Annotated in this window: 17 protein-coding genes and 1 pseudogene; 12 read left to right on the forward strand and 6 right to left on the reverse strand. The window is 39.8% G+C overall.

The features are described 5' to 3' along the window. The 5 genes from Xsto_RS16905 to Xsto_RS16925 form a co-directional block, all read left to right on the forward strand. Positions 1–224, forward strand: a 224-nt coding sequence (locus tag Xsto_RS16905; RefSeq protein ID WP_244590432.1) for a zinc-finger-containing protein, incomplete at its 5' end; no start/stop codon positions are given. Further along, entirely contained in the window at positions 221–439 is a 219-nt protein-coding gene (locus Xsto_RS16910; protein ID WP_099125826.1) for a hypothetical protein, read from the forward strand. The genes Xsto_RS16905 and Xsto_RS16910, both read left to right, overlap by 4 nt. Beyond that, the gene (locus Xsto_RS16915; protein ID WP_099125827.1) at positions 429–752 is read left to right on the forward strand and encodes a hypothetical protein; all 324 of its coding nucleotides are present in this window, start codon (positions 429–431) and stop codon (positions 750–752) included. The genes Xsto_RS16910 and Xsto_RS16915 overlap by 11 nt, the downstream gene beginning before the upstream one ends. 78 nt (positions 753–830) lie before the next feature. Further along, a complete protein-coding gene (locus tag Xsto_RS21615) occupies positions 831–1,007 on the forward strand; it encodes a hypothetical protein (protein WP_169926667.1) in 177 nt (58 codons plus the stop codon). Positions 1,008–1,204: 197 nt separating this feature from the next. Next, a complete protein-coding gene (locus tag Xsto_RS16925; RefSeq protein ID WP_099125829.1) occupies positions 1,205–1,414 on the forward strand; it encodes a helix-turn-helix transcriptional regulator in 210 nt (69 codons plus the stop codon). Here the strand turns inward: Xsto_RS16925 and Xsto_RS16930 are convergent. After that, positions 1,409–2,587 (reverse strand): tyrosine-type recombinase/integrase, encoded by a 1,179-nt coding sequence (locus tag Xsto_RS16930; RefSeq protein WP_099125830.1) that lies wholly within the window; start codon positions 2,585–2,587, stop codon positions 1,409–1,411. The two genes, Xsto_RS16925 and Xsto_RS16930, sit on opposite strands and share 6 nt — an antisense overlap. A gap of 160 nt (positions 2,588–2,747) precedes the next feature. On the opposite strand from Xsto_RS16930, the pseudogene Xsto_RS16935 reads away from it, so the two are divergent. Continuing rightward, positions 2,748–3,224 (forward strand): annotated as a pseudogene (locus tag Xsto_RS16935) (TIGR00366 family protein); the annotation flags it as partial. Between the two features lie 87 nt (positions 3,225–3,311). On the opposite strand, the gene Xsto_RS16940 reads toward Xsto_RS16935, so the two are convergent. Further along, the gene (locus Xsto_RS16940) at positions 3,312–4,016 is read right to left on the reverse strand and encodes a LexA family protein (RefSeq protein ID WP_099108467.1); all 705 of its coding nucleotides are present in this window, start codon (positions 4,014–4,016) and stop codon (positions 3,312–3,314) included. 98 nt (positions 4,017–4,114) lie between these two features. Here Xsto_RS16940 and Xsto_RS16945 point away from each other — a divergent pair, with 98 nt between their 5' ends. The 3 genes from Xsto_RS16945 (at position 4,115) to dkgB (ending at position 5,793) form a co-directional block, all read left to right on the forward strand. Then, positions 4,115–4,321, forward strand: coding sequence for a Cro/CI family transcriptional regulator (locus Xsto_RS16945; RefSeq protein WP_099108338.1), 207 nt, complete (start codon positions 4,115–4,117; stop codon positions 4,319–4,321). A gap of 168 nt (positions 4,322–4,489) precedes the next feature. After that, on the forward strand, positions 4,490–4,849 hold the full coding sequence (locus tag Xsto_RS16950; RefSeq protein WP_244590433.1) for a DUF2335 domain-containing protein: 360 nt from the start codon (positions 4,490–4,492) through the stop codon (positions 4,847–4,849). A 137-nt stretch (positions 4,850–4,986) separates the two neighbouring features. Beyond that, entirely contained in the window at positions 4,987–5,793 is an 807-nt protein-coding gene (dkgB, locus tag Xsto_RS16955; RefSeq protein WP_099108336.1) for a 2,5-didehydrogluconate reductase DkgB, read from the forward strand. 170 nt (positions 5,794–5,963) lie between these two features. Here dkgB and Xsto_RS16960 read toward each other — a convergent pair whose 3' ends face one another. Then, positions 5,964–6,887 carry an AEC family transporter gene (locus tag Xsto_RS16960; protein WP_099108335.1) on the reverse strand — a complete coding sequence of 308 codons (924 nt, stop codon included), beginning with the start codon at positions 6,885–6,887 and terminating at the stop codon, positions 5,964–5,966. A 75-nt stretch (positions 6,888–6,962) separates the two neighbouring features. Next, on the reverse strand, positions 6,963–8,003 hold the full coding sequence (locus tag Xsto_RS16965) for an NAD(P)-dependent oxidoreductase (protein WP_099125831.1): 1,041 nt from the start codon (positions 8,001–8,003) through the stop codon (positions 6,963–6,965). A 328-nt stretch (positions 8,004–8,331) separates the two neighbouring features. Here Xsto_RS16965 and Xsto_RS16970 point away from each other — a divergent pair, with 328 nt between their 5' ends. The 3 genes from Xsto_RS16970 to lldD all read left to right on the forward strand — a co-directional run bounded on the left by Xsto_RS16970 (position 8,332) and on the right by lldD (position 11,001). After that, complete coding sequence (locus Xsto_RS16970) at positions 8,332–8,883, forward strand: riboflavin biosynthesis intermediates N-glycosidase (RefSeq protein WP_099125832.1); 552 nt, start codon at positions 8,332–8,334, stop codon at positions 8,881–8,883. 198 nt (positions 8,884–9,081) lie between these two features. Next, positions 9,082–9,654, forward strand: a complete 573-nt coding sequence (locus tag Xsto_RS16975; RefSeq protein ID WP_099125833.1) for an RBBP9/YdeN family alpha/beta hydrolase — start codon at positions 9,082–9,084, stop codon at positions 9,652–9,654. A gap of 195 nt (positions 9,655–9,849) precedes the next feature. Continuing rightward, on the forward strand, positions 9,850–11,001 hold the full coding sequence (lldD, locus tag Xsto_RS16980) for an FMN-dependent L-lactate dehydrogenase LldD (protein WP_099125834.1): 1,152 nt from the start codon (positions 9,850–9,852) through the stop codon (positions 10,999–11,001). Positions 11,002–11,061: 60 nt separating this feature from the next. Here lldD and Xsto_RS16985 read toward each other — a convergent pair whose 3' ends face one another. Both Xsto_RS16985 and Xsto_RS16990 read right to left on the reverse strand, forming a co-directional pair. After that, complete coding sequence (locus Xsto_RS16985) at positions 11,062–11,568, reverse strand: DUF1543 domain-containing protein (RefSeq protein ID WP_099125835.1); 507 nt, start codon at positions 11,566–11,568, stop codon at positions 11,062–11,064. A 56-nt stretch (positions 11,569–11,624) separates the two neighbouring features. Then, entirely contained in the window at positions 11,625–12,404 is a 780-nt protein-coding gene (locus Xsto_RS16990; protein ID WP_099125836.1) for a PhzF family phenazine biosynthesis protein, read from the reverse strand. Positions 12,405–12,432: the final 28 nt, after the last annotated feature.

The following is a 12,432-nucleotide window of genomic DNA, read 5'->3' on the forward strand; positions in this document are numbered from 1 at the left end:
CCGATATTCCGATGGGGTCACTGGCAGATAAGAAAACTCGTCAGGCCAGAGTATCAGCACATCGTTATTTTGATGATGTCGTCAGGAGTCGTAATTTAGAGCGCACGGAAGCGTATCAATGGTTAGCGCGTCAACTGGACATCAGTTTCAACACCTGTCACTTCGGCTGGTTTGATACTGATATGTGTAAGAAAGCAGAGAGTATATGCAGGAGGTTTAAATGAGTAATTATTGTGTAAATTGCGGAACTAATAAACGTGGCAGTAAATATTGTCCCGGCTGTCAGGAAGAAGCCTATATCTATAACGAACAATATTTGCAACGTGAAGAAGATTATTATATCGAGTTCAGCGATGAATTTATGGACAAGCTTAAACAGCAAGAAGCTGAGCTATTGACAAGTAAAATTAAATATATAGGTGATAATAATGAACAATGATGTGATTGAGTTGGCGCGGGAAATGAAAAAACGCAGTGAAGCGGTATTATCAGCAGAAAGTGAATACACGAAATCAATTGATGATGGAGTTGGGGAAAGATATTTCAGAGAAGTTAATAAGCTTGATTTAATCATATCGCCTAAAAATATAATCAGACTTTGCGAAGCAGTAGAAAAACTCGCTGAATATGAAAATATGAAACCTATGGCTATATATAATTTAGCTGATGGTGAGGTTTATAAAAGCATTCATGATATAGGTGACAACAAAAGCGTATTTGCAGTAAGCCTATACCCACACCCAAACAAGTAACTAATCACCGAAAACAATAACCACCGTCGACCGAGATTATTTAATTAATATCGGTAGTGAACTATTGAGGAAAGTAGCTTGAAAATAATTTTAGATATCCAAAATAAAAAAGACATCGATTTAGCAAGGAATATGATTAATTACTACCTTGCTGATGGAGTAAAAGGAGGTTCGTCCATCATTATTTTTAGTGGCAGAAAAGGAATTATTAAGGAAACAAAAAAAGGGAATATAACGTGTCGTATCTATGACTAACGAATTCGAGAACGCAAGGAGGAAGGTGGCAAGGGATTGCCTTAAAGAGCTTGAGAAACTATCCAAATACGACGACAAATCAGTTGCCGCAATTCTAGATAAACATACACCCAAATTTAAACCACTCAACCACATGAGATTCAGCGCTAAATCAGTGCTGGCTTATTATGTGCGGATTATTCGGAAGGAGAGGAACGATGGATAAGATTTTAAACTACAAACAAGTATGTGAAGTGATGTCAATAAGTAAAGCTACGTTATATAGAAAAATTAAGCAGGGGAAAATACCCAAGCCATTAAAGGACGGCAGATCGTCAAGGTGGAAGGAGAGTGATATAACTGATTACATCAACTCTCTTTACTGTGGACTTACAGGTGAGCCAGTAAAAAAAAGAAATGAACTATGAATTTATAATGTCAAGCAATGTATTTTCCCATACCCGCATCATTTCAATTCTTTCCTCCATGTACTCAGCGTGATTATATGCGGCTGCCACTCTATTTCTCTGTGAGTGCGCTAGCTGCTTTTCTATAATCTCACTCCTGAATCCCATCTCGTAAAGCATAGTTGATGCCGTAGCGCGGAAATCATGAGTGGTTATCTCGCTTAATTTAAATCCAGAATTAACTATCGACTCGTTTGGTAAGTCTCTTCCAATTGGTTTTTTACCATTAATACTAAATAAAAATTCATTTGATTGACTGTAAGATTCTGCTTCTTTTATTAATTTACCAACATATGGGGAAAGTGGAACTGAGTGAGTTTTACCCATCTTCATTCTGCTTTTATCTATAGTCCATATCATTAATTCAAAATTAAACTCGGTTACTTTTGATAGCCTTAGTTCTGATTGCCTAACAAAAAGGAATGGAAGTAATTTCAGGAATACCCTTGTAACTCTGTTTATATTGGATGACTCAATCAAGGAAAAATATCTTTTTATTTCATCTCTTGATAGGCATCTTGAGTGATTTGTCTTGGGTGGAATTATTGAGCCAGAAACAACCTGACACGGATCAAATTCTGCTTTTAAGTTTGATATTGCGTACTTGAAAACAGATGAGCAAAGTGCTCTTACCTTTATTGCTGATTGAGGCGCTCCACTTTTTTCAATAGCCTTTATCATGTTTAGAATGTCGATTGGTTTTATTGTTTTTATTTGCTTGTCACCTATCGATGGGTAGCAGTGTTTTGATAAAAAACACTTATACGCATTAATGGTTGACTTACTAAGTATTTCTTTTTTATTTTCAAACCATTCACTCGATATTGCTTTGAATGTATTTAGCTTATCTGACTCCACCTCCTGTCTTCTGTTATTCCTCTCGTCAGTTGGGTTTACCCCTGACTTAACAATCGATCTAAGCCTGTCTATTTCAGACCTAGCCTCTGATAAACTAATGTAAGGATACTCACCTATCGTATATCTACCATCCTTGGTTGGTGTAATCCAGTACCTGTACCTCCAGAATTTGTTACCGCTTGGTCTTACTTCTAAGTACAGACCCCTGCCATCAGTTAGGTTATATGGCTTGTTTCTAGGTTTGGCATTTCTTGCCTTTGCATCTGTTAATGGCATGATAGGACTCCTTACAATTTGTTATCCTGTAAGTTGTCCTGTTTTGCGTGAGATGTCAATAAACGAGATGATACTTAATGATACTCATATAATTGTAAGTAGTGCTTATTATTGGAAAGGTTGATGCTGATTGATACCTAGTGATATTAAAAATTGTTTTATACTACATAAAACCCCGATGGCGTATATGCGAGCGATAAGTGCAGCGGCGAAAAGCACTGCGGGTATTCTGGTGCAGTTTCCTTTTTATGCCGGTATTCAGTTAATGATGGAAGGTTCAGGGTTGGGTAGGCTTATCACTGAGTTTTTTATCAACGTTGCCAACAAAGATACATTCCCGATGATGGCGTTTTTAAGTTCTGCACTGATTAACTTTGCTGTGCCGTCTGGTGGAGGTCACTGGGTTATTCAGGGACCGTTTGTGATGTCTGCGGCAGAAGCTTTGGGGGCTGATTTAGGTAAATCGGTTATGGCTATTGCATATGGTGAACAATGGATGAACATGGCGCAACCATTCTGGGCATTACCGGCACTGGCTATTGCAGGCCTGGGTGTGCGTGACATTATGGGTTACTGCATCACCGCGCTTCTTTTCTCCGGCTTGATATTTATTATAGGACTTACCTTGTTTTATTAAATGATACACTTCGCGGCGGTCGGCTTTTGTCACTCCTTTGCCGCCGCGATACATCCTGAAACCCATGTATATAAATAAATTTTTGCTTTAGGGTAATTTCGCCACTCTGGCTTCCACTACGACACCCAGAATATGAATATTATCACTAAGAGGTATCATACTGTACTGAGGATTCAGTGGCTTAAGATATGTATCATATCCTTCCGTAATTAATTGTTTAAACGTTAATTTTTCTTCACCCTCAAGTTTTGCAATAACTAATTTATTAGCGAGGGGTTTGACTTTCGGATCTACTAAAATGAGCATCCCTTGCGGGATACTGATCCCATTTGGTGAAGTCATAGAATCATTTTTTACTTCCAGCCAAAAAGCATGGCGTGAACACTCAACAGTGCTGTCGTACCTCTGTTTAATACTGTAGGGCAATACGGGTTCTTCACACCAATTGCCGGCATCTGCCCAGTCGAGTAACGGGTATTGTTTGCAGGTATCGGGTTTCTCAACCAGAACAATATTCTTGCCATAAACGGCAGTTAAGAGTTTCTTTGCTTGTTTATCCAATGTGGGGCTGAAATCTGTGATTGTGACCTCTAATTTATTGGCAAAATAAGCCGCTATCTCCAAATTAAGCGCATTTGTACCATTAAGATAATGCGAGATTGCTCCCTGACTCTTGCCAAGTTCATCCGCGAATTTTTCCTGAGAGATACCTAGCTGTTTCTTCTTTGACACGTATATGTCTTTTAAGCGTTTGGCATCTGCAAGTTGTTCTGCTGTGAGTTTCTTTTTCATAAAACCTATTTTAATACCAATGCTATTAAAATAGTAAATACTAAAAGTATTGAAATATTTAATACTTTGGATATTATTCAGAAAAACAGGAGGCATATATGGAAAAAATTTCATTATCAGAATATGTAAAACAAAATGGTCAGGCGAAAACAGCGAATTTAATTGGAGTACATCAAACCGCTATTAGTAAGGCATTACGTGCCGGGCGAAAAATATTTTTAGTCCGTCAGGAAGATGGGAGTTATAAAGCTGAAGAATGTCGGCCATTTCCGAGCCAGAAACCATCTGAATCAGGAAAAGAATGAATTTCAGCAGTATTAATTATTGATTCTTGTTAATTAGTTAGTTGATTTTATTCTCATCTATTTTGTGTATATTCTTTCGGAGAAAATATGGCTTATCACATTCGTTGTTATCTCAGAGCAATGGGGAGTATTTTTGATATTATGCCCGCAAATGATTATCAGGAAATTTTGAATAATAAAAAGAATTTGGAAAATGAGGCATATTCGGGCTGCATTGGGCCTCTGCCTCCTCCCGATGTATTAAGGGATTATGAATCCATATTGTCTGGAAGCACTGAAAGAATATTATTATTCAGAGAGAAAGAGCAGAAATTTCAGTATGACAATAATAGGTTGGCGCTGGATGGCATGATAAAAAAAGAGAGAAGAGGGCAGTGGATGGGGTTTTCCATTGCGATGTTTATCTTAATTATTGCGACATTTTTTGCATTCAGAGGTGAAATGGTATTTGCAGGAACGCTAGTTACCATTGATCTGATTGGGCTGGCGGCGGTATTTGTGATAGGAAGAAAGTTAAGCAGTAAATAATCCTGCCAAAACTTGACGGTGATTCCAGTATTGTTGCAGTAAACGCAAAAGACTTCTGCATTTATTGCTCTTTTTCAGAGTAAACGATCTCATGATAATAAACCTCGGATTAAACATTAACGGTATGAGATTTTATTATGTCTGTTCCTGCATTCGGATTAGGTACTTTTCGCCTGAAAGATGATGTTGTCATAGCATCGGTAAAAAATGCTCTTGAGCTGGGGTATCGCGCGATTGATACTGCGCAGATTTACGAAAATGAAGCAGCGGTAGGCCAAGCGATAGAAGAAAGTGGTATTGCCCGTGAAGACATTTATATTACGACAAAGATCTGGACAGAAAATTTGAGCAAAGAAAAAGTGATATCAAGCCTCAAAGAGAGTCTTGTGAAACTGCGTACGAATTATGTGGATTTGGCACTCATTCATTGGCCGTCACCAAAGAACGTGGTGAGTGTTGCAGAAACAATGAATGCGTTGCTGGAAGCCAAAGAAATGGGATTAACACGTGAAATTGGTGTTTCAAATTTCACCATTGATTTGATGCAACAGGCAATTGAGGCGGTAGGTGCTGAACATATTGCCACGAATCAGATTGAGCTTTCCCCTTATTTGCAAAATCGTGATGTAACTGCTTGGGCACAAGAGCATGGTATTCATATCACTTCTTACATGACCTTAGCTTATGGCAAAGCGATTCATGATGAAGTTATCGGGCACATTGCTGAAAAACACCAGTCTACTCCTGCACAGGTCATTTTGTCTTGGGCAATGTCATTAGGGTATAGCGTGATCCCTTCTTCAACCAAGAAAGAGAATTTAGCGAGCAACTTAAAATCTACTGCATTGAAACTTGATGCAGATGATATGGCCGCTATCGCTGCTCTTGAATGTAACGAACGTATCGTTAACCCGGAAGGTCTTGCTCCTCAGTGGGATAACTAATTACTCCCGTCTGTTCATTTCCTGAGTCATCCCTCAGCAATGCTGAGGGAAAACATGTTCGAATATTACACTATCAACGAATCTGCGCTTTTTAGCTGGTAGAGCGATTTGAAAAACATTTCGCTAAAACATCAAATAATTTATTAATATCAATGATCTGTAAAGTTGAGTTACAACATTTCGACGATGGTAATACCACCGATAATAGAGATAAGGGCAGCAAGAGTACTGAGTAACACAGTTTCTGCGGAGGTATCTGTGTAAGCTTTATTAGTGATTGCCAGTGCAGGGACTGCCGTTGCGGTTGGCAAAAACCCGATAATAAATGCCGATTTCAACATATCGCTTTGAAGACCTAATGCGATACCTGTACCAAGGACTAAAGCTGCCTGTACAAAGTTTTTTACGAAGACGTTAAAAACGATTTCAACACTGATCTTTAATTTAATGCCTGAGAGTAACAAGCCAAGGAAGAACAGAGCAACACCACCCGCTGTTTTACCTAATTCATCGACGGAGTTTTGCAAAATTTCCGGTAGCTTGACGCCAAAAATTGCCAGTAGTGCTCCCAGAATGGGCAAAAACACTAATGGTTGAGCAATGGCTTTTCCAACCGATTTAAAAACACTACTATTTTGTTGCCTGTCACTTATCATCAGTAAAGTGAAAGGAATAATAATAATGGTATAGATTAAATTCCCAAGTATCATGGCAATCAGGCCGGATGAACCGACGGTTGCCAATAGTACCGGTGGCCCACAGTAAGCCATGTCCGGGAAAGAAACGGATAATGCCTGCATGGCTGCATCTTTTTTATCATGACGGAAGAGAATCTTACCTGCAAAGAAACCGATAATATAAGATGCAATCAACCCGACAGCTAACGTTAATAAGTAGTTAATATTCAGTAGTACTGATGGTGGTGCTTTTGCGGCTGCGAGAAATAAAGCAAAAGGTAAGGCAATTTTAACAACAAAGTCGGCAAATGCTTGTGAATATTCACGTTTTATCAATCCATATTTACCGGACAGCCAACCTACTGCTAAACCTAAAACAATAGGCCCGAGTGCAGCCATTATGATTTGTAATAGCATAAAGCCCCTCAAAAGATGAAATAACAATACACGTTAATCAGAATAGCAGGCTTATGAGGTATCTGAGACCTTATACTACTTCAATCCCAGATAGGACAGAATGGCCTGTTGAACCTTTAGTGCTGAGTTTAATATGGCTGAGGAAGTTGAGCCCGCGATATGAGGTGTCAGCAGAGCCTCATCAAAATCTCTCATTGGCGTAGAAAAGCTCTCTCCTTCATTTTCGAAAGTATCCAGAGCAACACCGGAGATCCAACCTGGATTTTGTTGCATGAATGACGCGAGAGCCTTTTCATCGATCAAACCACCACGCGCCATATTAAGCAAGTAGGCTCCTTTTCGAAAATGAGGAAGGATGGCTCTATTAATCAGATGATGCGTCTCAGTATTTAGCGGAAGATGTAAAGAAATTATATCGTTATCAATAAGTAAAGATTTAATATTGTAGGCTCGACGAACACCCAGAGCTTCTGCTTTTTTATCAGTGAATCGATGGCTGCCTAGGATTGTCACTTGAGGAGCAAAAGGTTTTAACAGATGTAATAGGGCTTGAGAAATTGCGCCACTGCCAACCAACCCTATTTTGACATCACTCAATGAGTTTGAAGATGGTCGCATAGTTTTCGTCCAAATACCTTCGCGCATTTGTCGTTGATGCCAATCTGTTTGATGTAATAGAGCCAACATTTGTAATAAGGTGAATTCAGCAACAGCAGTTGCATTTGAAGCAGGAGTGTTAATTACCTCTATTTTAAGTGATTCTGCCGCCTGAATATCGATGTGATTTAGCCCAACTCCCGCTTGGCCAATCACCTGTAATGGGGTAATAAGCTCTTTTCCAACTAAGTTGCACAATAAATTCCTTCTGAGAGGAATATTTTTTCTCAATTTTATAGCATGAAATCCACCAAAACGTTTAGCTACTGAAAGTATTTGTTGTGCGTTTTGCGTATTAATATTCACTCGTTCAAAGCGATAGTTGTGGTTCTGACTATTTCTCTGAATATCGTCAGGAATGTTAATAACTAATTCAATATCAGGAGAGAGATAGCCATTTATTTCCTTTTCGAATAGCGTTCCTGGAAGCGTATCTAACAAGAAGATTTTCTTTTTCATACATTACATCCTGTCAGGCCAAGGGCAGTATTTCTCCACCGAATTTTTTTAACAGCTAGCAGGTTACTTTCATCAGAGATTCGTTTGATATTGGTTTGCCGAAAAATATGGGACAATCATCAAGATCGATTCTAACTGCACTAATTTTAGGATCCCTAATTGCCGATTTTAACCAATAGTATTGAAGTGTTTATAAATCTGGCGTATCGGAATGTGAAATTTACTTTTAACGCATTTAGATTTTGTGTGACCTGATCATAAAATGATTTTGTCACTTCAGTGGGTTGTGCTGAAGTGACATGGCGAATATTTACTACAGAGAAATAATATGGATATTAAAACGCTATGTAAGCTTTATCAGTCAAAAGAGGATATTGAATATCTCTTTTTCTGGGGGCATAAAAAGCATCATACTGAACTCATCACTAAATCATGTTTAAGCCAGTGGTATCCTGCGCAATTTATCGTAGATGGAGTCAGTTATATTAGTGCAGAACATTATATGATGGCTGGGAAAGCCCGGTTATTTAATGATTTTGCTACAATGGAAAAGATTATTAATGCAAAAAATCCGGGAGCCGCGAAATCTTATGGTCGGGAAGTGAGAGGCTTTAACCAATCAATTTGGAACGAGCATCGGTTAAAGATTGTTATTGATGGAAATATAGCTAAATTTTCTCAAAATCCGGCAATGGAGGCGTTTTTATTGCGGACGGGAGATAAGGTATTAGTAGAAGCCAGCCCTGTAGATAGGATTTGGGGCGTAGGAATGGCAGAAGATAATCCTGATATTTATAATCCCTTAGCATGGAATGGTCTGAACTTACTAGGTTTTTCTTTAATGGTTGTGCGCGAAAAATTAAAAATCGAGGGTGAGTGAATACAGAATATGACCGACACTCTTGTTCATTAGGATATACACTTCGTCTTTCAAGTTGCCTCTTTGTTGGCTGCGCTCGTTCACCCCAGTCACATAGTTATCTATGCTTCTGGGGGGGCTTTCCCTTGCCGCCGCGATGCATCTTGAAATTCATTGTGTATAGAATCAATGACACCATCAATAATAAAGGAGCTGGCTATGTTTTCTGGTAAAAAAGTTATCATTATCCACGGTTATACTGCTTCACCTTCATCAAATTGGTTTCCCTGGTTAAAAGAAGTGCTGACTGAACAAGGTGCAGAAGTAATTGTACCGGAAATGCCTGAATCGTTATCACCTACACCGGAAGGGTGGGCCAGAAAGCTAATGGAGATTGCACCCAATGTGGATGATAATACAATCTTTATTGGTCATAGTCTTGGGTGTGTGACTTTACTTCGTCACTTAGAAGCAATCAAAGACACGACCGATAAAGTCGGTGGATATATTTTGGTTGCAGGGTGGGACTCTGCGCAGAGCACCATGCCGGAATTAGATAGCTTCACTGTTCAGCCATTGAATTATGTATTTTTACGTGAAGTAACAGCACACCGTGTTTCTATCATTTCGTCTAATGATGAGATTGTCTCTCCCGAATCATCTCATGCTCTTGCTAATTCATTACAAACTGAAATTATTAATATTGAGAATGCAGGGCACTTTCTCGACAGGGAAGGTTTTATCCGTTTGTTGCCTGTTTATGATGCCCTGAAAACAATGGTATCCGGTTGAACAGTATCAGCTCACTTTACTTCTGTTATTTTGCCTAAACTATCATCAGCCATCAGATAAAAAAGATGTTTTGTGGAACAAGTTTATCTATTTTTATGTTTCGCATTACGTTGCCTGATGTGCTGGTCATGGGCAATATGATCAGTCAAAACAATATTATTGCCGTCAATTTTATTTTGGGCAGAGGTGAAGGTCATGATTATTTCCGCTTCAACTGATTACCGGGCTGCGGCACAGGATAAGCTACCCCCTTTCCTGTTTCATTATATTGATGGCGGAGCCTATGCAGAACACACTCTGAGACGTAACACCGAAGATTTATCTCATATTGAGCTACGCCAGCGCGTGCTGAAAGACATGTCTGAACTGAATCTGGAAACGTGTCTATTTGGTGAGAAGATATCAATGCCCGTGGCATTGGCTCCGGTAGGTTTAAGTGGTATGTATGCTCGCCGTGGAGAAGTACAGGCCGCCCGAGCCGCGACTAAAAAAGGTATTCCATTTACCTTATCTACGGTATCTGTATGCCCGATTGAAGAAGTGGCTTCAGCAATCGAGCGCCCGATATGGTTTCAGCTTTATGTATTAAAAGATCGTGGTTTTATGCGCAATGTTCTGGAAAGGGCAAAGGAAGCCGGTGTTAAAAATCTGGTATTTACTGCTGATATGCCTGTTCCCGGTGCTCGCTATCGCGATGCTCATTCAGGAATGAGCGGCCCGAATGCAGCGATACGGCGTTTTCTACAGGCAATAACTCATCCGCGTTGGGCGTGGGATGTTGGTGTGATGGGGAAGCCTCATGATCTTGGCAATATATCCCTATACCGTGGTACGCCGACCAAACTGGAAGATTATATGGGTTGGATAGGGAGCAATTTTGATCCGTCTATATCATGGAAAGATTTAGAGTGGATACGCGATTTTTGGCAAGGGCCGATGATTATTAAAGGTATCCTTGATCCTGAAGATGCTAAAGACGCTGTCCGTTTTGGTGCTGACGGTATCGTCGTTTCCAATCATGGTGGGCGACAACTGGATGGTGTTCTCTCTAGTGCCAGAGCTTTACCGGCTATTGCAGATGCTGTTAAAAATGACATTACAATTCTGGCTGACTCAGGTATTCGCACAGGGTTAGATGTCGTAAGAATGCTTACATTGGGTGCTGATAGTGTTTTATTGGGGAGAGCCTTTGCGTATGCTCTGGCAGCAGCGGGGGAAGCGGGAGTTTCTAACTTATTAGAATTGATTGATAAAGAAATGCGGGTTGCTATGACGCTGACGGGAGCGAAATCTGTCAAGGATATAAATTCAGATTTATTAGTAAATAATCTGCGCCCATTATTTTAACTTACTGCTGGTTTGAAGTTAGCAGAGTCAGCAAGGTATGAAGCTGCTGACTCTTTTTTATTAGATCCCGATTGGGCGATACCCTTGCCATTCTGGTTTATCAGGCAGCCCGTTAGGGTTTTCAGTCAGATGAATATAGTAGCCACTCACTTGTCCCAAAAGCAGGCAGTCATCAACATCTTTCAGATTATCTTTATGTAATTGATCATAGCCAGTAAGCAAACATTTTTTTGCTTTTTCTTTTGCTTCTTCATCTGTACGGCCAACAAAAAATCCATATTCATGGGCTTCTGCCAGTGAATTTTTTTGATAGCCACCTACGTTTACAAAATAAAGTCGTAAATCCCCTGCGTATTCATTTTTATTGAGAGAAATATCATAGCCATCTGCCCATTTAACAGGCATATAGCCATCCAGATGAAGTTTATCTTTATCACCAAACCACACATCGCGTAACACGGGGTAGGCTTCTTCAACCTTATTTACAGCAACAAATTGGACATCATGAACTTCGATATTGGATTTTCCGGCATTTCCACCAAGATAAAACATATATAACTGAGTCATACCTTTCCTTATTGCTTTTTTTAATTTTTACGCTTAGAAGCAAAGTGATAATTGATTTAAAGCACGATTTGACCGTAAGAAAATAGTTTAGCTTTTCCTGTCAGATAAACACGTTTTCCTTGTACTTCACACAATATATCACCACCCCGTGCAGATAACTGGCGTGCGCGGAGGATGGACTTATTAAGCCGTTTACCCCAGAAAGGTGCTAAAACACAATGAGTTGAACCCGTGACAGGATCTTCATTAACGCCTTTTGCCGGAGCGAAATGGCGTGAAACAAAGTCAACGGATGAATCGCCGGGAGCAGTAATGGCCAGACCAGGAAAAGGAAGGGAAGCAACTTTATCGAAATCAGGCTGAGTATGGCGGACTTGCTCAGCAGAATCCAATACACAGATATAACGATCATGGGAGGCAAATACTGCTTTGATTTTTTGCCCTAGAGCATCCTGAATGACAGGGAGCAGAGTCGCCTCTTCCTGGCAATCAGCGGCGGGGAAATCTAATGTAAAAACACCATCCTGATGAGTCACATGTAGATCACCGGAACGGGTCTTAAATGTAATTAATTTATTTTGGTATGAACATTTTTCAACGAGGACAAAAGCTGTTGCCAATGTGGCATGCCCACATAAATTCACTTCTACTCTGGGAGTAAACCAGCGCAGGTGGTCACCGACTAAAAAAGCTGTTTCTGAAAGATTGATTTCAGCAGCGATAGCGATAAGTACCTCATCTGACAGCCATTCATCCAGTAAGACAACAGCAGCAGGATTGCCGGAAAAGTTTTTTTCTGTGAAAGCATCGACATGATAAATAGGGTATGAAGACATCAGAAACTCACTTTACATAAAAAAATCT

This window comes from Xenorhabdus stockiae, from assembly GCF_002632825.1.
Taxonomy (GTDB): Bacteria; Pseudomonadota; Gammaproteobacteria; order Enterobacterales; family Enterobacteriaceae; genus Xenorhabdus; species Xenorhabdus stockiae.